This window comes from Luteimonas viscosa (assembly GCF_008244685.1).
GTDB lineage: Bacteria > Pseudomonadota > Gammaproteobacteria > Xanthomonadales > Xanthomonadaceae > Luteimonas > Luteimonas viscosa.
On the sequence record NZ_VTFT01000002.1, the window covers coordinates 513,520 to 530,031 of the forward strand.

Consider the following 16,512-nt stretch of genomic DNA (forward strand, 5'->3'; position numbering starts at 1 on the left):
CGCCGTTTCCGATCGCGGCGAGGTGCGCGGTCGCCGTCTACAGCGCCTCGAAGATTCCCGCCGCGCCCATGCCGGTGCCGATGCACATGGTGACCATGCCGTACTTCTGCTGGCGGCGGCGCAGGCCGTGGACGATGGTGGCGGTACGCACCGCGCCGGTGGCGCCGAGCGGATGGCCCAGCGCGATCGCGCCGCCGAGCGGATTGACCTTCGACGGATCGAGTTCCGAGTCCCGGATCACGGCCAGTGCCTGCGCGGCGAAGGCCTCGTTGAGTTCGATCCAGTCCAACTGGTCCTTCGACAGGCCCGCCTGCTTCAGCGCCTTGGGGATCGCCGCGATCGGGCCGATGCCCATGACCTCGGGACGCACGCCCGCGACCGAGAAGCTGACGAAGCGGGCCAGCGGCGTAAGCCCGTAGTCCTTGATCGCCTGCTCCGAGGCCAGCAGCACGGCGCCAGCGCCGTCGCTCATCTGCGAGGAGTTGCCGGCGGTGACCGAACCACCGAACTGGCCGTTGCGGAACACCGTGCGCAGCTTGGCCAGGCCTTCGGCCGAGGTATCCGCGCGCGGCCCTTCGTCCTGTTCTACCAGCAGCTTGCGCAGCCGGATCGTGTTGCCGGCCAGGTCGGGCTGGTGCGAGACCACCTCGTACGGCGTGATCTCATCGCTGAATTCGCCGGCCGCCTGCGCCGCCAGCGCCTTCCGGTGCGAGGCGAGGGCGAACGCGTCCTGGTCCTCGCGCGAGACCTTCCACTCCTCTGCGACCTTCTCGGCGGTGATGCCCATGCCATAGGCGATGGCGACATGGTCGTCCTTGAATACCGAGGGCGAGAGCGCGACCTTGTTGCCCATCATCGGCACCATCGACATCGACTCGGTGCCGCCGGCCAGCATCAGGTCGGTGTTGCCCAGCCGGATCTGGTCGGCCGCCAGCGCCACCGCCTGCAGGCCGGACGAACAGAACCGGTTGATGGTCTGCGCTGCCACGGTGTCGGGCAGGCCGGCGAGCAGCACGCCGATGCGCGCCACGTTCATGCCCTGCTCGCCCTCCGGCATGGCGCAGCCGATGATCGCGTCGTCGATGCGGTTGACGTCGATGCCCGGCGCCTGCGCGACCACGCTGCGCAACACGTGCGCGAGCATGTCGTCGGGGCGGGTGTTGCGGAACACGCCCTTGGGCGCCTTGCCGACCGGGGTACGGGTGGCGGCGACGATGTAGGCGTCCTGGATCTGTTTCATGGCGTTCTCCGAACGCCGGGATTGGGGATTCGGAATTGGGGATTCGCAAAAGCGAATCCCGCTATCCGAACGACGCCCCGCACCCGGCGAGTATTGTATTGAAGGTGAATTAGAAAACCGCTGTTTCGAATCCCGAATCCCGAATCCCGCGCAACGTCAGTTGCGCAAAGGCTTGCCGGTCTTGAGCATGTGGCCGATCCGCGCCTGGGTCTTTTCCTGCTGCGCGAGCTCGACGAAGTGCTTGCGCTCCAGCCGGATCAGCCAGTCCTCGTCCACCAGCGCACCGCGGTCGACCTCGCCGCCGCACAGCACGGTGGCGATGCGGGTCGCGATCTCGTCGTCGTAGGCGCTGATGAACCGGCCTTCGAGCATGTTCACCAGCAGCATGCGGAAGGTGGCGATGCCCACGTCGCCGGCGACGCGGATGTTGCGGGCGGGCAGGGGCGGGCGGTAGCCCGTCTCGGCCAGGCCGCGCGCTTCGGCCCTGGCGATGTGCAGCAGCTCGTAGGCGTTGAAGGCGATCCTGTCGCCCGCGCGCAGCAGCCCGAGTTCCTTCGCCTCCACCGCGGACGTGGAGACCTTGGCCATCGCCACCGTCTCGAACGTCTTCTTCAGTTCGGCGAACACGTCACCGCCCGGGCCCGCGGCCTCGGATGCCCGCACCGCGATCTCCTTGAGCCCGCCGCCGGCCGGTAGCAGGCCGACGCCGGCCTCGACCAGGCCGATGTAGCTTTCCAGGTGCGCCACGGTGCGCGCCGAGTGCATCTGGAACTCGCAGCCGCCGCCCAGGGCCAGGCCCCGGACCGCGGCCACCACCGGCACCAGCGAGTACTTGATGCGTTGGCTCGTGGCCTGGAAGTTGGCCACCATCGCCTCGAAGGCGTCGACCTTGCCGGCCTGCAGCAGGCCCAGCGCGCCGGCGAGGTCGGCGCCTGCGGAGAACGGCTCCTTCGGCTGCCAGATCACCAGTCCGGCGAACTTCCTCTCGGCGATGCCGACCGCTTCCTGCAGGCCGTCGAGCACCTGGTCGGAGACGGTGTGCATCTTGGTCTTGAAAGACACCACGCCGATGTCGTCGCCGTCCGTCCACAGGCGCACGCCGTCGTTCTCGAACACGGTCTCGCCCTGCGGGAACGACTCGCCCAGCAGCGGATCGGGGAAGCGCTGGCGCTTGTACACGGCCAGCGACGAGCGCGGCAGCTTGGCGTCCTGCTTCGGGCTGTAGCTGCCTTCGCCGGCGTGGACGCCCTCGCGCCCGTCGAACACCCAGTCGGGCAGGGGAGCGCTGCTCATGGCCTCGCCGGCGACGATGTCGTCGGCGATCCACTGCGCCACCTGCTTCCAGCCCGCCGCCTGCCAGGTCTCGAACGGGCCCAGCGACCAGCCGTAGCCCCAGCGGATGGCCAGGTCGACGTCGCGCGCGGTCTCGGCGATGTCGGCCAGGTGGTAGGCGCTGTAGTGGAACAGGTCGCGGAACACCGCCCACAGGAACCGTGCCTGCGGGTGCTGGCTCTCGCGCAGCTTCGCGAACTTCTCGGCGGGGTTCTTCGTCTTGAGGATCTCGACGACCTCGTCGGCGGCCTTGCGGTCGGCCGGGCGGTAGTTCTGCTTCTCGACATCGAGCACCAGGATGTCCTTGCCGGCCTTGCGGAAGACCCCCGCACCCGTCTTCTGCCCCAGCGCGCCCTTGGCCACCAGCGCCTCGAGCCATTTCGGCGAGCGGAAGTACTCGTGCCACGGATCGTCCGGCAGGGTATCGGCCATGGTCTTGATGACATGGGCCATGGTGTCGAGACCGACCACGTCCGAGGTGCGATAGGTCGCCGACTTCGGCCGGCCGATCAGCGGACCGGTCAGGGCATCGGCCTCGTCGAAGCCCAGCCCGAACCCGGCGGTGTGGTGCGCGGTGGCGAGGATCGAGAACACGCCGATGCGGTTGCCGATGAAGTTCGGCGTGTCCCTGGCGTAGACCACCCCCTTGCCCAGGGTGGTGGTGAGGAAGGTTTCCAGGCCTTCGAGCACGGCCGGATCGGTGGTCCTGGCCGGGATCAGTTCGGCCAGGTGCATGTAGCGGGGCGGATTGAAGAAGTGCACACCGCAGAACCGGTGACGAAGTTCTTCGGGAAGAACATCCGCCAAGGCATTGATTCCCAATCCAGAAGTGTTGCTGGCAAGGACCGCATGGGCGGGGACGAACGGGGCGATCCTGCGGTACAGGTCCTGCTTCCAGTCCATCCGCTCGGCGATCGCCTCGATGATCAGGTCGCAATCGCGGAGCAGGTCCAGCCCGGTGTCGTAATTGGCCGGCACGATCGCCCCGGCCAGCGACCTGGCGGCGAGCGGGGCCGGGCTGAGTTTCAACAGGCCAGCGAGCGCCTTGTTGACCACGCCGTTCGGATCGCCCTCCTTTGCGGGCAGGTCGAACAGGACCGTATCGACCCCGGCGTTGGTCAGGTGCGCGGCGATCTGCGCCCCCATCACGCCGGCGCCAAGCACCGCGGCACGCCGTACAAGCAGTTTCTCAGACATGTTGTTCATCCGTTTGTTTCGTAAAGGAATCAAGCCTTGAATCCGGCCGCGGCAAAGCGGATCAGTTCGCGCGCGGCCCGTTCCCGATGCGCGGCCTCGCTGGCACCCTGGGGCCGCTTGATCAGGCCGAAATCGGCCATGGCATAGGTCAGCGCGCCGCCGAGGAAGTCGAGCCGCCAGTACAGTTGCTCCTTGCCCATGGCGGGCAGGCAGCCGGCGATCGCGCGTGCGAAATCGCGCTGCACATGGCCGTACTGGTCCGACAGGAACTTGCGCAGACTGTCGTTCTTCTCGGCGTAGGCACGCGCGATCACGCGGATGAAGGCGCCGCCGTGGCGATCCTGGGCCAGGTCCAGCGCCGGCTCGACGAAGGCGGCGAGGATCGGCTCCAGCTCTCCCGGGCGCTCGGCCAGGGCCACGCGCAACCGTTCCAGGCGCTGCCCGCTCATCACGTCCATGCGCCGCCGGAAGACCTCGTTGACCAGGTTTTCCTTGCTGCCGAAGTGGTAGTTGACCGCGGCGATGTTGACGGCGGCGCGGGTGGTGACCTGCCGCAGCGACGTCCCGGAGAACCCGTGCAGGGCGAACAGCTCCTCGGCCGCACCGAGGATCCGGTCCTTGGTCGAGAACTGCTGTGCGGTCACCGCCATCCTGCCTCCGTCGCTCAATCAAACGCTTGTTTGATCTTAGGCGGAGTGGCGCAAGGGTGCAAACAACCGGCTGCTGCTTTGCCGCACAATCCGATAGAATTACCGCAGCCATATCGGCTAAACCCGCGTCCACACGCGGGTTTTTCCATGTTAATCTGGCCGTCTCCTGAGCGAGCGGCCCTGCCCGGAGAACGTCCATGGCGCTGGAGCGCACCCTTTCCATCATCAAGCCCGACGCGGTCGCGAAGAACGTGATCGGCGAGATCTATTCCCGTTTCGAGAAGGGCGGCCTGAAGGTCGTCGCCTCGAAGATGAAGCACCTCTCGCGCAAGGAGGCCGAAGGCTTCTACGCGGTGCATAGCGAACGCCCGTTCTTCAACGCGCTGGTCGAGTTCATGATCAGCGGCCCGGTGATGATCCAGGTGCTCGAGGGCGAGGGCGCGGTGCTGAAGAACCGCGAGCTGATGGGCGCGACCAATCCCAAGGAAGCGGCGGCCGGCACGATCCGCGCGGACTTCGCCGACAGCATCGATGCCAACGCGGTGCACGGGTCCGATTCGGCGGAGAACGCCGCGATCGAAATCGCGTACTTCTTCGCCAGCACCGAAGTGTTTCCCCGTTGACCGTCCTCTGATCCGATCCCGTTGAAGTGACCGAAGTCGCAGCCAGCACGAAACGCAACCTGCTCGACCTCGATCGCGAGGGCCTGGAGCGCTTCTTCGCCGATACCCTCGGCGAGAAGCGTTTCCGCGCCCACCAGGTGATGAAGTGGATCCACCACCGCCACGTCACCGCATTCGAACAGATGACCGACCTGGGCAAGGCGCTGCGCGCCAAGCTCGAAGCACACGCCGAGATCCGCGTGCCGCAGGTCCAGTTCGAGAAGCCCTCCAGCGACGGCACCCACAAGTGGTTGCTGGCGATGGATGGCAGCAACGCCATCGAAACCGTCTACATCCCCGACAAGGGCCGCGGCACGCTGTGCGTGTCATCGCAGGTGGGTTGCGCGCTCAACTGCCAGTTCTGCTCCACCGCCACCCAGGGCTTCAACCGCAACCTGTCCACCGCCGAGATCATCGGCCAGGTCTGGACGGCCGCGAAGCACCTGGGCAACGTCCCGCACAAGCAGCGCAGGCTCACCAACGTGGTGATGATGGGCATGGGCGAGCCGCTCATGAACTTCGACAACGTGGTGGGCGCGATGAGCGTGATGCGCGACGATCTCGGCTACGGCCTCGCCAACAAGCGCGTCACTCTGTCCACCGCGGGTCTCGTGCCCATGATCGACAGGCTTGGCGAGGTGAGCGATGTTTCGCTGGCGGTTTCGCTGCACGCGCCCGACGACGAGTTGCGCAGCCAGCTGGTGCCGCTCAACAGGAAGTATCCGATCGCCGAACTGATGGAATCGTGCGTGCGCTACGCGCAGCGCAAGCGCGGCGAATCGGTGACCTTCGAATACACGCTGATGAAGGACGTCAACGACCAGCCGCAGCATGCGCGCGGGTTGATCCGGCTGATGCGCGACTTCGACAACCGGCTGCAGATGAAAGACGCGGCCAAGGTCAACCTGATCCCGTTCAACCCGTTCCCCGGCACGCGTTTCGAGCGCCCCGACGACGCCGCCATCCGCCGTTTCCAGAAGCTGCTCAACGAAGCGGGGCGGATCGCGCCGGTGCGGCGCACGCGTGGCGACGACATCGACGCCGCCTGCGGCCAGCTCAAGGGCCAGGTGATGGACCGCACCCGGCGCCAGGCGGAATTCCGCAAGCGGCTGCAGGCGGGGGGCGTCGATGCGGCCGCTTGAGCTGGTGCTGCTGGCGGCGACCCTGACCCTGCTGGCGACGGCCTGCTCGCGGCTGACGTTCGTCAAGCCGAGCGCGCAGCGCAAGGGCATGGACCAGATCGCACCCGAGTACACCTTCAAGGAATCGGCCAGCGGGAAGTCCCGGATGGAAGCGCGCCGCAGGATCTCGGCCGCGGACCGCAAGCTGCGCGCGGGCGAACTGGACGAAGCGGCTGCAGAGGCCCGGGCGGCGCTCAAGGCCGACCCCTCCCTGCCCGAAGCGCATACCGTGATGGCCCTGGTGGCCGGCCGCCAGGGGCGGCACGAACTGGCCGGGCAGCATCACGCGGAAGCCGCGCGCGTGGGGCCGTCGGGGGCCACCTACAACAACTACGGCGCATGGCTGTGCGGCAACGAGCGGGCCGGCGAGTCCCTGGAATGGTTCGACAATGCGCTGCGCGACCCGCGTTATGGCGACCGCGCCGGCGCGATGGCCAATGCCGGCGCCTGCGCTGCGAAGGCAGGGCAGTACGACCGGGTCGAACGCGATCTGCGCGCCGCGCTCGAACTCGAGCCCACCAATGCCGTGGCGCTTGGCGCGATGGCAGAGGACGCCTTCCGCCGCGGACGCTACCTCGAAGCCCGCGCGTTCTCCGAACGCCGGCTCGCGGCGGCACCGGCGACGCCCGCTACACTCGAATTGGCGTCACGGATCGAGGATAAACTCGGCGACAGCGTCGCCGCGGCCCGTTATGTTCGCCGCCTGAGGATGGAGTTTCCGCAGGCAGGGAACGCGTTTCCAGGGGAAAGCATCACACCATGACGTCTTCCGACCAGATCGCTGGCCAGCACAGCCATGGAGACGGCGAGCGCCTGCGCCACGCGCGCGAGGCCGCTGGCCTTGAAATCGCCGAGGTGGCACGGCGCCTGAAGATGCCGGTCCGGGTGATCGAGTCGCTCGAGGCCGATGCCTGGGACCGGCTGGATGCCCCGGTCTTCGTCCGCGGACAGCTGCGCAGCTACGCGCGCCTGCTGGGCGTTCGCATCGAACAGGACCTGCCCGCCGCCTCCGCCTCGCTGCCGATCGAGCCGGCGCGGCTCGAGCCGCGGACGTATACGCCGCCGCTGCGCCGGGTCGCCGACAGGATGATGGGGCGCATGGTCTACATCGTGATCACCGCGCTGATCGCGGTGCCGGTCTGGATGGCGACGCGTTCGCACCTGGACTCGCAGATCCGGGTCGACGCCTCGCTCGACCCGGCACCCGGTCCGGCGTCGACGACTGCCGGCACCCCGGTTGCCGTGCCGGTCGATCCGGGCCCGCGCCCGCTGGTGGCGTCGATGGCGTCGCTGCCGCAGCGTGCGGCGAAGCGGGACGAACCGGCACCCGCGCTGTCCCTGCGATTCTCCGGGGACAGCTGGGTGGAAATCTTCGACGCCAATGGCGACGTGCTCGAACGCGGCCTGCTCGAGGCCGGCGAACGCCGCGATTACGGCAAGGGCGAGGTCGGTCGCGTCGTGATCGGAAACGCCGATGCGGTCGAGGTGCGGGGCAGCGACAGCGTTCAGGATCTGTCTGCCTTCCAGCGAGCGAACGTCGCGCGCTTTACGGTATCCTCTGACGGCTCCATCGCACCGGCCGGCCAGTAGCGCCGCGACCACCCGATGGAATGCGCGCCCGGCTCCGACGCCGGGTGTTCCCGATCGCTCCGCTTGTCCCGCCATCGGCCGCGGACAGGACCCACTGGCAGTAGACGATGGCGTTGGATGAACTGCTCGACGAGCACGAACAAGGCGAGAAGGTCCGTGACTGGCTGAAGCAGAACAGCCTCGGCCTGATCGGCGGGCTCGCACTTGGCCTGGCCCTGATCGGCGGCGGCAAGTGGTGGATGCAGCGGGCGCACCAGGAACGGGTCGCGACCGGCGAAACCTACGACACCGTGCAGAAGACGCTGCAGGCGGGCGATCTGGAGAAGGCCCGGACCGAAGCCGCGCCGCTGGCCGGAACCGCGTATGCCGCGCTGGCCGCGCTCGACCTGGCCAAGGCCCAGCTCGACGCCGGCAAGCGCGACGAGGCGATCGCCACGCTGCGCGCCGCCGGCAGCGAGGATCCGGGGCTGGCGGCGGTGATCCGGCAACGGCTCGCGCGCCTTCTGGTCGACGCCGGCAAGGGTGAGGAAGCGCTGACGCTGCTCGCCGGTGCCGAGGATGCCTCCTCGATCGAAACCCGCGGCGACGCCCGCTTCGCGCTCGGAAAGACCGAGGAAGCACGCACCGATTACGAAGAAGCGTTGCGCAAGCTCGATGTCGCCGCACCGCAGCGCCAGTTGCTCGAACTGAAACTGACCCAGGCCGGCGGCTCGCCGGACACGACCGGAAACGAATCCTGATGAAGTCCGACAGCACCGCGCCGGGCGCACCGCAAACCGGCCGGCGCCTCCGCGCAGGCCGTACCCTCGTCCTGCTCGCCTGCGTGTTCGCGCTCGCCGGCTGCAGCACCGTCAGGGGCTGGTTCGACGGCGATGGCGAGAAGGCCGCGGCGAAGAAGGCCGCCGAACCGGCCGAACTGGTCGAGTTCACGCCCTCGGCAACCGTATCCCGGCTGTGGTCGGCCAGCGCCGGCAAGGGCGAGGACCGGCTCGGCGTGCGCCAGGCGCCGGCGATCGCCGACGGCCGTGTCTACGCGGCGGCGGTGGAGGGTGGCGTGCGTGCGTACGACCTGCAGTCGGGCGACACGGTGTGGCAGTACGACTCGGAGCTCCGGCTCAGCGGCGGCCCCGGCGTCGGCGAGGGACTGGTCGTGGTCGGCAGCCTGCAGGGCGAAGTGGTCGCGCTCGACGCGGCGACCGGCGCCGAGCGCTGGCAGGCGCAGGTGACCAACGAGGTGATCGCCGCGCCCGCCATCGGGCAGGGCCTGGTGTTCGTGCGTTCCAACGACGGGCGCGTGACCGCGTTCGACGTCGCCAGCGGCGAACGGCGCTGGTTCTGGACCCAGGAGCTGCCGACGCTGACCGTGCGCGGCAACGACAGTCCGGTGCTCGGCCCGGGCTTCGTCTTCGTCGGCAACGACGATGGCACCCTGGCGGCGCTCGCGATCGCCGACGGCCGCCAGCTCTGGGAGGTGCCGGTGGCGCAGCCGGACGGGCGCACCGAGCTCGACCGCATGGCCGATGTCGACGGCACGCCCGTGCTCGACGGCACCGTGCTGTACGCCAGCAGCTACAAGCAGGCGACCGTGGCGATCGATGCGCCCAGCGGCCGCCCGATCTGGGGCAGCGACCATGGCGGTTCCAACCGGCCCGGCCTGGCGGTCGACAAGCTGGTTGTGTCCGATCGCGACGGCTCGGTATGGGGCCTGGACCGCAGCTCGGGCAGCGCCAGCTGGGAGCAGCCGGCACTGGCCCGCCGCAACCTGAGCGGCGTGGCGATCCAGGGCGACTACGCGGTCGTCGGCGACTACGACGGCTACCTGCACTGGCTGCGCCTGGACAATGGCGAGTTCGCCGCGCGCGAGCGGGTCGGTGGCAGCGCCATCAAGGGTGCGCCGGTGGTGGCCGACGGCGTTCTCGTCGTGCAGGACGTGGACGGCGACCTGACCGCCTGGCGCGTGCAGTAACCGGTCCGCAAGGGGCAGGCGCCGCCTGCCCGTCACGCCGCACTGCGTTCTCGCTGCGCGGCACGGTTGCGGGACGACGCATGCGCTGACGGCAGCGCCGCCGGATTCGAACAATCGCGCGGATCGTCGCTGCGGCCTGCTCCGGCAGGTATCTTCCGCCCGTTTTTCCGTCGCGACAGGCGCCGCGCCGTGTATGGCGCGCCTGCACGCGTTACGCTCCCCTTTCCGATCCCGATCCGGCCGCCATGCTTCCTTCCGTCGCCCTCGTGGGCCGCCCCAACGTCGGCAAGTCGACGCTGTTCAATGCGCTGACCCGCACCCGCGACGCGCTGGTGCACGACGAACCGGGCGTGACCCGCGACCGCCACTACGGCGTCTGCCGCCTGGAGGGGGAGCGGCCATTCGTGGTCGTGGACACCGGCGGCATCGCCGGCGACGAGGAGGGGCTGGCCGGCGCCACCGCCCGCCAGTCGCGTGCGGCCGCCGAGGAGGCGGATCTGGTCCTGTTCGTGGTCGACGGCCGCGAAGGGGCGTCCTCGCTCGACGACGAGATCCTGCGCTGGCTGCGCAAGGCCGGGCGACCGGTACTGCTGCTGGTCAACAAGACCGACGGCCTCGACGCGCGCGCCGCGCTGGCCGAGTTCGCGCGCTATGGCTTCGCCGACACCCTGGCGGTGTCGTCCGCGCATCGCCAGGGCATCGACGAGCTGTTCGACACGATCCTCGAACGCCTGCCCGCCGACAGCGACGTCGATGTGCCGGAGGAGGATCCCGAGCGCGTGCGCATCGCTTTCGTCGGCCGGCCCAACGTGGGCAAGTCGACCCTGGTCAACCGGATCCTCGGCGAGGAGCGGATGATCGCCTCCGACGTGCCGGGCACCACCCGCGATTCGATCGCGGTCGATCTCGAGCGCGACGGTCGCAAGTACCGCCTGATCGACACCGCGGGCATCCGCCGCAAGGGCAAGGTCGATGCCGCGGTCGAGAAGTTCTCGATCATCAAGACCCTGCAGGCGATCGAGCACTGCCAGGTCGCGGTGATCATGCTCGATGCCACCGAGGGCGTGACCGAGCAGGATGCGAGCGTGCTCGGTGCGGTGCTCGACGCCGGCCGCGCCCTGGTGGTGGCGGTCAACAAGTGGGACGGGCTGAGCAGCTACCAGCGCGAGCAGACCGAGGCGCTGCTCTCGCGCAAGCTGGCCTTCGTGCAATGGGCCGAAGCGGTGCGGATCAGCGCCGCGCACGGTTCGGGACTGCGCGAACTGTTCAAGGCGATCCACCGCGCGCATGCGTCGGCGACGCGGCAGTTCAGCACCGCCGAGGTCACCCGCGCGCTCGAGATCGCCTACGAGGCCAGCCCGCCGCCGGTGGTGCGCGGGCACGTGGCCAAGCTGCGATTCGCCCACCCGGGCGGCGAGAACCCGCCGACCTTCGTCGTCCACGGCTCCCGTCTGCGCACGCTGTCGGCCAGCTACACGCGCTACCTCGAGAATTTCTTCCGCAAGCGCTTCAAGCTGGTCGGCACGCCGGTGAAGTTCGTGTTCAAGGAGGGCGAGAACCCGTACAAGGACAAGAAGAACGTGCTGACCGAGCGCCAGGTGGCGAAGAAAAAGCGGCTGATCCGCCACGTCAAGCGCGGACGCTAGGGCCGGGAGTCGATGGACAGGCCCGCCGCCATCGCGCGTAGCGCGATCACGCTCGGCATCCTCGCCGGCGGGGGCGCGGTGCGCCTGGGAGGTCGCGACAAGGCATGGCTGATACGCAACGGGGTGCCGCAGGTGCTGCGTATCGCGGCGCGGTTCGCGGATGAAACGGCTGGCGTCCTGGTCAGCGCGAATGCGCAGTCGGAGCGCTACGGGGAAGCGGGGCTGGCCGTGGTGCGCGACCGCAGCACCGGCGCAGGCCCGATGTCGGGCCTCGACGCGCTGGGCGCGGCCTGCCGCACGCCGTGGCTGCTCACGCTTCCGGTCGACATAGTCGACTATGGCGACGACCTGCTGCGCAGTCTCGTGGCGGGGCACAAGGCGGACGGCGCCCGCGCTCGAGATGAGGACGGTCCGCAGCCGCTGGTCGGGCTGTGGCGCGTCGCCGCATTGCGCGAAGCCACCAGCGCGGCGCTCGCGGCGGGGGAGTTCGCCGTACACGCCCTGCAGGCGCGGCTCGACATGGCGGAGGTCCACCTCGACGGGGTCCGTTTCGGGAATCTCAACACGCCCGCCGACCTGCGCGCGGCCGGCATCGCGGGCCTTTGAGGCATGGCCAGCGACGCCTTCCCCACCAGGATCGCCTACGCCGAGGCGCTCGCGATCGTGTCGCGCGTCGCGCGCGGGCGACGGCTCCCTGCCGAACACATCGCGCTCGCGCGGGCGCATGGCCGCGTGCTGGCCACCGATGCGCTCGCGCGGATCGCGATGCCCGCCTTCGACAATTCGGCGATGGACGGCTTCGCGCTGCGCCGTGCCGACCTGCTGCCGGGCGAAACCCTGCTGGCGCTGCGCGGCGAACAGTTCGCGGGCGGTCCTGCCGCACCGCTGGTGCGTGCCGGGGAATGCGTGCGCATCACCACCGGTGCACCGTTGCCGGACGGCAGCGACACGGTGGTGATCAAGGAACACACCCGCATCGAAGACGGCAACGTGCGCGTGCTGCAGGCGCCCGCCGCCGGCAGCCACGTCCGCCATCGCGGCGAGGACGTGCGGGCGGGCGACCTGCTGGCGGTGGTGGGCGAGGCGCTTTCGCCGGCGCGGGTCGCGCTGCTGGCCGGCCAGGGAATCGCCGGGATCGACGTGGCCCGGCGCCCCACGGTGGCGGTGTTCTCCACCGGCGACGAGCTGGTCGAACCCGGCCTGCCGCTGGCGCACGGCCAGGTCTACGATTCCAACCGCGAACTGCTGATGGGCCTGCTTCGTGCCGAGGGGCTGGAACCGGTGGCCTGGCCGACGCTGCCCGACGATCCGCACGCGATCGAATCGGCGCTGCGCCACGCGGGCGAGGCCTTCGACCTGGTGCTGACCTGCGGCGGCGTGTCGGCCGGAGAAAAGGATCACCTGCCGGCTCTCCTGCAGCGGCGCGGCCAGGTGCATTTCTGGAAGGTGCGGATGCGCCCGGGCATGCCGGTGCTGTTCGCCGACGGCGGCACGCTCGGGCCGGCGTTGTTCCTCGCGCTGCCGGGCAACCCGGTGTCCGTGCTCGCCACGTGGTTCGCGCTGGCACGGCCGCTGCTGGACGGGTTGCAGGCCCGGGCCCCGCGCAGGGCATGGCGGGCGCGCCTGGCTGCGCCGTGGCGCAAGCGTCATGAGCGCCTCGAATTCCTGCGCGGCCGGCTCGCCAGCGCCGATGACGGCACCCTCCTGGTCGAACCCGATCCCGCCGACGGCTCGCACCGGATGCGCGCGGCCGCCGACGCCGACGCCCTGATCGTGCTCGAAGAGGGCGAGCGCGACTACCCGCAGGGCAGCGTGGTCGAAGTCTTGCCGTACTGAGTTTCCCGGCAGCGGCCGGCGGCGCCATAATCGACGGCATGGGCAAGGAGATCACGCCGCGGGAAGCGAACTACCGGATCGCGCAGGGCGCGCTGCTGGTGGACGTGCGCGAGGACCACGAGCGCGAGCTGGGCATGGCGCAGGGCGCGGTCGGCGTCGCGCGCAGCGAACTCGAGCAGGCGCCGCACCGGTTCATCACGCGCCCCGACCTGGAGGTGCTGCTGATCTGCCAGAGCGGCGGCCGTTCGATGCTGGCGGCCGAGCAGTTGCAGCGGCTGGGCTACCAGCGCGTCACCTCGGTGCGCGGCGGTACGCTGATGTGGCAGGCCGAAGGCTTCCCGATGACCCGGCCGGAGGAACCGGTCGACGAGGACTTCCACGAGCGCTACTCGCGCCACCTGCGCCTGTCCGAGATCGGCGCGCGTGGCCAGCGCCGGCTGGAGGCGGCGAGCGTGGTGGTGGTCGGCGCCGGCGGCCTGGGATCGCCGGCGGCGTTCTACCTGGCCGCGGCCGGGGTCGGGCACCTGCGGCTGGTGGACGACGACGTGGTTGACCGCAGCAACCTGCAGCGACAGATCCTGCACGTCGATGCCGACACCGGCGTGCCCAAGGTGGAGTCGGCGCACACGCGGCTGTCGGCGCTCAATCCGCGGGTGGCGATCGACCCCGTCGCCGAGCGCCTGGACTCGGCCAACGTCGAGCGGCTGATCGCCGACGCGGACGTGGTGATCGACGGCGGCGACAACTTCCCGGTGCGCTACCTGCTCAACGATGCCTGCGTGCACCTGGGCAAACCGCTGGTCTACGGCGCGGTGCACCGCTTCGAAGGGCAGGTCGGCGTGTTCGACGCCGGGCGCCAGCGAGGCCGCGCGCCGTGCTACCGCTGCCTGTTCCCGGCGCCGCCGCCGCCCGAGGCCGCGCCCAACTGCAGCGAGGTCGGCGTGCTGGGCGTGCTGCCGGGCGTGATCGGCACGCTGCAGGCCACCGAGGCGCTCAAGCTGCTGCTGCACATCGGCGAGCCGCTGGCCGGGCGCCTGTTGCATTTCGATGCGCTGGCCATGCGCTTCCGCGAGACGCGGCTGGCGCCGGATCCGGACTGCCCGTTGTGCGCTCCGGGCGTGCCGTTCCCGGGTTACATCGACTACGCCGCGTTCTGCGCCGGATGACGCTCGCCCGCGTGCGGACGTCGCGGCGCCGCGCGAGGGGGCCAGGCGCCGGCGCGCAGCATCCCTCGCGTTTCACGCGGTTTGCTGCACGATGCGTGTCGTCGTCTCTCCGTCGCCTGACCGGTTGCCCCATGCCCGCACGGTTTGCCTGCCTGCCCATCGTCGTGTTGCTGCTGTGCGCCTGGATGGCGCCGGTCCCGGCCGCGGCCGCCGACCCCTGCCTGAAGCTGTCCGTGCAGGCGATCCAGGCCGCCGAGGTGCCTGCGCGCATCGCCGCGGCGGCCTGCGAGGAGCACCGGCAGTGGTACCGCCCCCTGATCGACACCGAGGGCCGGATCGGATCGATGAAGGTCCGCGAGGCCGAGCGCGCGCGGCTGGCGGATGGCGAGCCGGCCTGGCAGCGGGTGATCGAGTACTGGCGTGGCAGCGGCCTGCTCTGGCAGGCGGGGGCGGGCGACTGCGCCTACGGCGACATGCCAGCACCTTCGTGCCGCGCATTCGTGGTCGACACCCCGTGGTCGGCGGCGTTCGTCTCCTGGGTGATGCGCCGGGCGGCGGTGCCCGGTTTCGACGGGTCTGCCAGCCATCTGAATTATGTGCGCCGCGCCTACCGCGAACCGTTCCTCAGTCCGTACCGGGTGGCCAACCCGCTGGCTTCCCAGGTCCGGACGGGCGACATGCTCTGCTACGTGCGCGGCACCGCGCGTACCTACGGCTTCAGCGAACTGGCGACCCTGCTCAGCGGCAACGAACCGGGCCTGGCGATGCACTGCGACGTGGTGGTGGGCATCGGCGTGGACGCCGACCATGCGCGCAGCGCCTACCTGGTCGGCGGCAACGTCTACGACGCAGTGGCCATGCGCCGGTTGCGGCTGACGCCGGGCGACCGCTTCGACCGGTTGCCGATGCGCCTGGCGAGCGATCCGGAATGCTCGCCCGAGAGCGCCTACGCCTGCGACCTCAACCGGCAGGACTGGTCGGTGCTGCTGCAACTGCGGCCGGCGGAGGAGCTGGCGACGCTGGCGCCGGCACCGTCGATGCCGTCCACGGTCCGCGCGCCGGTTTCGCGGTTCACGGTGCCGGGCCCGGAGCAGGCGCTGCCCTCGACGGAAGCCGCCCCGCAACCCAGGTGCTGCAATCACTGCGACCCCGAGGTGGGACTCCCGCGGTGCCCGGTGACGCCCACGCGTCCCTGAGGTACCGGCAGGGTCGTCCGCAGGCGACGACACGGGCCCTTGGGGAATCGCCGACGTTGCCGCAGGGACGGCCCGGCAATGCTCAGCGCAAGAACGCCGCCATGGCCTCGCCGTATGCCGGGGACGCATGGAGGTCGTTGTGTCCGGCCGCCTGGATCGACACCACGCCGGCCCGTGGCAACACGCGCAGCAGCGCATCGGTGTTCGCCCCCGGGATCACCTCGTCGCGACCGGCGCGCAGCACCAGCACCGGTCGCGGATAGTCGCGCAGTGCGTCGACGGCAGGATAGCGTTCGCGCATGAGCCAGCGTACCGGCAGCCACGGATAGTGCGCCTGTGCGACGTTCGCGAGGCTGTCGAAGGGCGTGACCAGCACCAGCCGGTCGACCGGCCGGCGTGCGGCGACGTGGGCGGCGATGCCGCTGCCGAGGCTGCGGCCGATCGCGGAGACCGGCTTGCCCGGGTGGCGTGTCTGTACGTCGTCGAAGAAAGCCAGCGCATCGTCGAGCAGCTCGGAAGCCGCGGGCGTGCCGTCGCTGGCGCCATAACCGCGGTAGGCGAGCAGGTACACGCTGTGGCCGGGGAACCAGCGCGCGAAATCCCCCGCGTTGGCCTGCACCGCCTCGGCGTTGCCGCCGAAATAGACGATGGCCGCCGGCCGGCCCGGATTGACGATCCAGCCGCGCAGGGTGACGTCGTCGCGGTCGAGCGCGTAATCGGTGCCGGCGCGCGGAACGTGCGTGTAGTCCGGCAGGTAGACCAGCTTGCGCTGCGCAAGGAACAGCATCGCGCACAGCGCGACGTAGGCCAGCACCGGCACCAGCAGCAGGGTCACCAGCATCCGGCGCAT

General features: G+C 70.0%; 15 protein-coding genes. 11 read left to right on the forward strand and 4 right to left on the reverse strand.

The window, feature by feature from the left end; genetic code table 11:
* Positions 1-37: 37 nt before the first annotated feature.
* The 3 genes from FZO89_RS16880 to FZO89_RS16890 all read right to left on the reverse strand — a co-directional run bounded on the left by FZO89_RS16880 (position 38) and on the right by FZO89_RS16890 (position 4,419).
* The gene (locus FZO89_RS16880; protein ID WP_149104588.1) at positions 38-1,240 is read right to left on the reverse strand and encodes an acetyl-CoA C-acyltransferase; all 1,203 of its coding nucleotides are present in this window, start codon (positions 1,238-1,240) and stop codon (positions 38-40) included.
* A gap of 156 nt (positions 1,241-1,396) precedes the next feature.
* Positions 1,397-3,769, reverse strand: coding sequence for a 3-hydroxyacyl-CoA dehydrogenase/enoyl-CoA hydratase family protein (locus FZO89_RS16885; protein ID WP_149104589.1), 2,373 nt, complete (start codon positions 3,767-3,769; stop codon positions 1,397-1,399).
* Positions 3,770-3,798: 29 nt separating this feature from the next.
* A complete protein-coding gene (locus tag FZO89_RS16890) occupies positions 3,799-4,419 on the reverse strand; it encodes a TetR/AcrR family transcriptional regulator (RefSeq protein ID WP_149104590.1) in 621 nt (206 codons plus the stop codon).
* 197 nt (positions 4,420-4,616) lie between these two features.
* Between FZO89_RS16890 and ndk the strand changes: the two genes are divergently transcribed.
* The 11 genes from ndk (at position 4,617) to FZO89_RS16945 (ending at position 15,662) form a co-directional block, all read left to right on the forward strand.
* Positions 4,617-5,042, forward strand: a complete 426-nt coding sequence (gene ndk / locus FZO89_RS16895; RefSeq protein WP_149104591.1) for a nucleoside-diphosphate kinase — start codon at positions 4,617-4,619, stop codon at positions 5,040-5,042.
* A 26-nt stretch (positions 5,043-5,068) separates the two neighbouring features.
* Positions 5,069-6,223 carry a dual-specificity RNA methyltransferase RlmN gene (rlmN, locus tag FZO89_RS16900; RefSeq protein ID WP_149104592.1) on the forward strand — a complete coding sequence of 385 codons (1,155 nt, stop codon included), beginning with the start codon at positions 5,069-5,071 and terminating at the stop codon, positions 6,221-6,223.
* Positions 6,210-7,025, forward strand: a complete 816-nt coding sequence (locus tag FZO89_RS16905) for a tetratricopeptide repeat protein (RefSeq protein ID WP_149104593.1) — start codon at positions 6,210-6,212, stop codon at positions 7,023-7,025. Before rlmN ends, FZO89_RS16905 begins: the two co-directional genes overlap by 14 nt.
* Positions 7,022-7,852 carry a helix-turn-helix domain-containing protein gene (locus FZO89_RS16910; RefSeq protein ID WP_149104594.1) on the forward strand — a complete coding sequence of 277 codons (831 nt, stop codon included), beginning with the start codon at positions 7,022-7,024 and terminating at the stop codon, positions 7,850-7,852. The genes FZO89_RS16905 and FZO89_RS16910 overlap by 4 nt, the downstream gene beginning before the upstream one ends.
* A gap of 107 nt (positions 7,853-7,959) precedes the next feature.
* Positions 7,960-8,592 carry a YfgM family protein gene (locus FZO89_RS16915; protein ID WP_149104595.1) on the forward strand — a complete coding sequence of 211 codons (633 nt, stop codon included), beginning with the start codon at positions 7,960-7,962 and terminating at the stop codon, positions 8,590-8,592.
* The gene (gene bamB / locus FZO89_RS16920; RefSeq protein ID WP_149104596.1) at positions 8,592-9,818 is read left to right on the forward strand and encodes an outer membrane protein assembly factor BamB; all 1,227 of its coding nucleotides are present in this window, start codon (positions 8,592-8,594) and stop codon (positions 9,816-9,818) included. The genes FZO89_RS16915 and bamB overlap by 1 nt, the downstream gene beginning before the upstream one ends.
* A gap of 245 nt (positions 9,819-10,063) precedes the next feature.
* Positions 10,064-11,464 carry a ribosome biogenesis GTPase Der gene (gene der / locus FZO89_RS16925; protein ID WP_149104597.1) on the forward strand — a complete coding sequence of 467 codons (1,401 nt, stop codon included), beginning with the start codon at positions 10,064-10,066 and terminating at the stop codon, positions 11,462-11,464.
* A gap of 12 nt (positions 11,465-11,476) precedes the next feature.
* Positions 11,477-12,070: a molybdenum cofactor guanylyltransferase gene (mobA, locus tag FZO89_RS16930; protein ID WP_149104598.1), complete on the forward strand. Its 594-nt coding sequence runs from the start codon at positions 11,477-11,479 to the stop codon at positions 12,068-12,070.
* 3 nt (positions 12,071-12,073) lie between these two features.
* Complete coding sequence (locus FZO89_RS16935) at positions 12,074-13,300, forward strand: molybdopterin molybdotransferase MoeA (protein WP_149104599.1); 1,227 nt, start codon at positions 12,074-12,076, stop codon at positions 13,298-13,300.
* Positions 13,301-13,338: 38 nt separating this feature from the next.
* Complete coding sequence (gene moeB / locus FZO89_RS16940; protein WP_149104600.1) at positions 13,339-14,466, forward strand: molybdopterin-synthase adenylyltransferase MoeB; 1,128 nt, start codon at positions 13,339-13,341, stop codon at positions 14,464-14,466.
* A gap of 131 nt (positions 14,467-14,597) precedes the next feature.
* Positions 14,598-15,662 carry a DUF2272 domain-containing protein gene (locus FZO89_RS16945; RefSeq protein ID WP_187471235.1) on the forward strand — a complete coding sequence of 355 codons (1,065 nt, stop codon included), beginning with the start codon at positions 14,598-14,600 and terminating at the stop codon, positions 15,660-15,662.
* An 82-nt stretch (positions 15,663-15,744) separates the two neighbouring features.
* Here FZO89_RS16945 and FZO89_RS16950 read toward each other — a convergent pair whose 3' ends face one another.
* Positions 15,745-16,512, reverse strand: coding sequence for an alpha/beta hydrolase (locus tag FZO89_RS16950; protein WP_149104602.1), 768 nt, complete (start codon positions 16,510-16,512; stop codon positions 15,745-15,747).

Excerpts from the sequence above, each read along its gene's own strand:
- ndk (WP_149104591.1), top strand. The coding sequence starts at position 4,617 with ATGGCGCTGGAGCGCACCCTTTCCATCATCAAGCCCGACGCGGTCGCG.
- FZO89_RS16945 (WP_187471235.1), top strand. The coding sequence starts at position 14,598 with ATGCCCGCACGGTTTGCCTGCCTGCCCATCGTCGTGTTGCTGCTGTGC.
- FZO89_RS16950 (WP_149104602.1), bottom strand. The coding sequence starts at position 16,512 with ATGCGCCGGATGCTGGTGACCCTGCTGCTGGTGCCGGTGCTGGCCTAC.
- FZO89_RS16915 (WP_149104595.1), top strand. The coding sequence starts at position 7,960 with ATGGCGTTGGATGAACTGCTCGACGAGCACGAACAAGGCGAGAAGGTC.
- bamB (WP_149104596.1), top strand. The coding sequence starts at position 8,592 with ATGAAGTCCGACAGCACCGCGCCGGGCGCACCGCAAACCGGCCGGCGC.
- FZO89_RS16885 (WP_149104589.1), bottom strand. The coding sequence starts at position 3,769 with ATGTCTGAGAAACTGCTTGTACGGCGTGCCGCGGTGCTTGGCGCCGGC.
- FZO89_RS16890 (WP_149104590.1), bottom strand. The coding sequence starts at position 4,419 with ATGGCGGTGACCGCACAGCAGTTCTCGACCAAGGACCGGATCCTCGGT.
- mobA (WP_149104598.1), top strand. The coding sequence starts at position 11,477 with ATGGACAGGCCCGCCGCCATCGCGCGTAGCGCGATCACGCTCGGCATC.
- der (WP_149104597.1), top strand. The coding sequence starts at position 10,064 with ATGCTTCCTTCCGTCGCCCTCGTGGGCCGCCCCAACGTCGGCAAGTCG.
- FZO89_RS16905 (WP_149104593.1), top strand. The coding sequence starts at position 6,210 with ATGCGGCCGCTTGAGCTGGTGCTGCTGGCGGCGACCCTGACCCTGCTG.
- FZO89_RS16910 (WP_149104594.1), top strand. The coding sequence starts at position 7,022 with ATGACGTCTTCCGACCAGATCGCTGGCCAGCACAGCCATGGAGACGGC.
- FZO89_RS16935 (WP_149104599.1), top strand. The coding sequence starts at position 12,074 with ATGGCCAGCGACGCCTTCCCCACCAGGATCGCCTACGCCGAGGCGCTC.
- FZO89_RS16880 (WP_149104588.1), bottom strand. The coding sequence starts at position 1,240 with ATGAAACAGATCCAGGACGCCTACATCGTCGCCGCCACCCGTACCCCG.
- moeB (WP_149104600.1), top strand. The coding sequence starts at position 13,339 with ATGGGCAAGGAGATCACGCCGCGGGAAGCGAACTACCGGATCGCGCAG.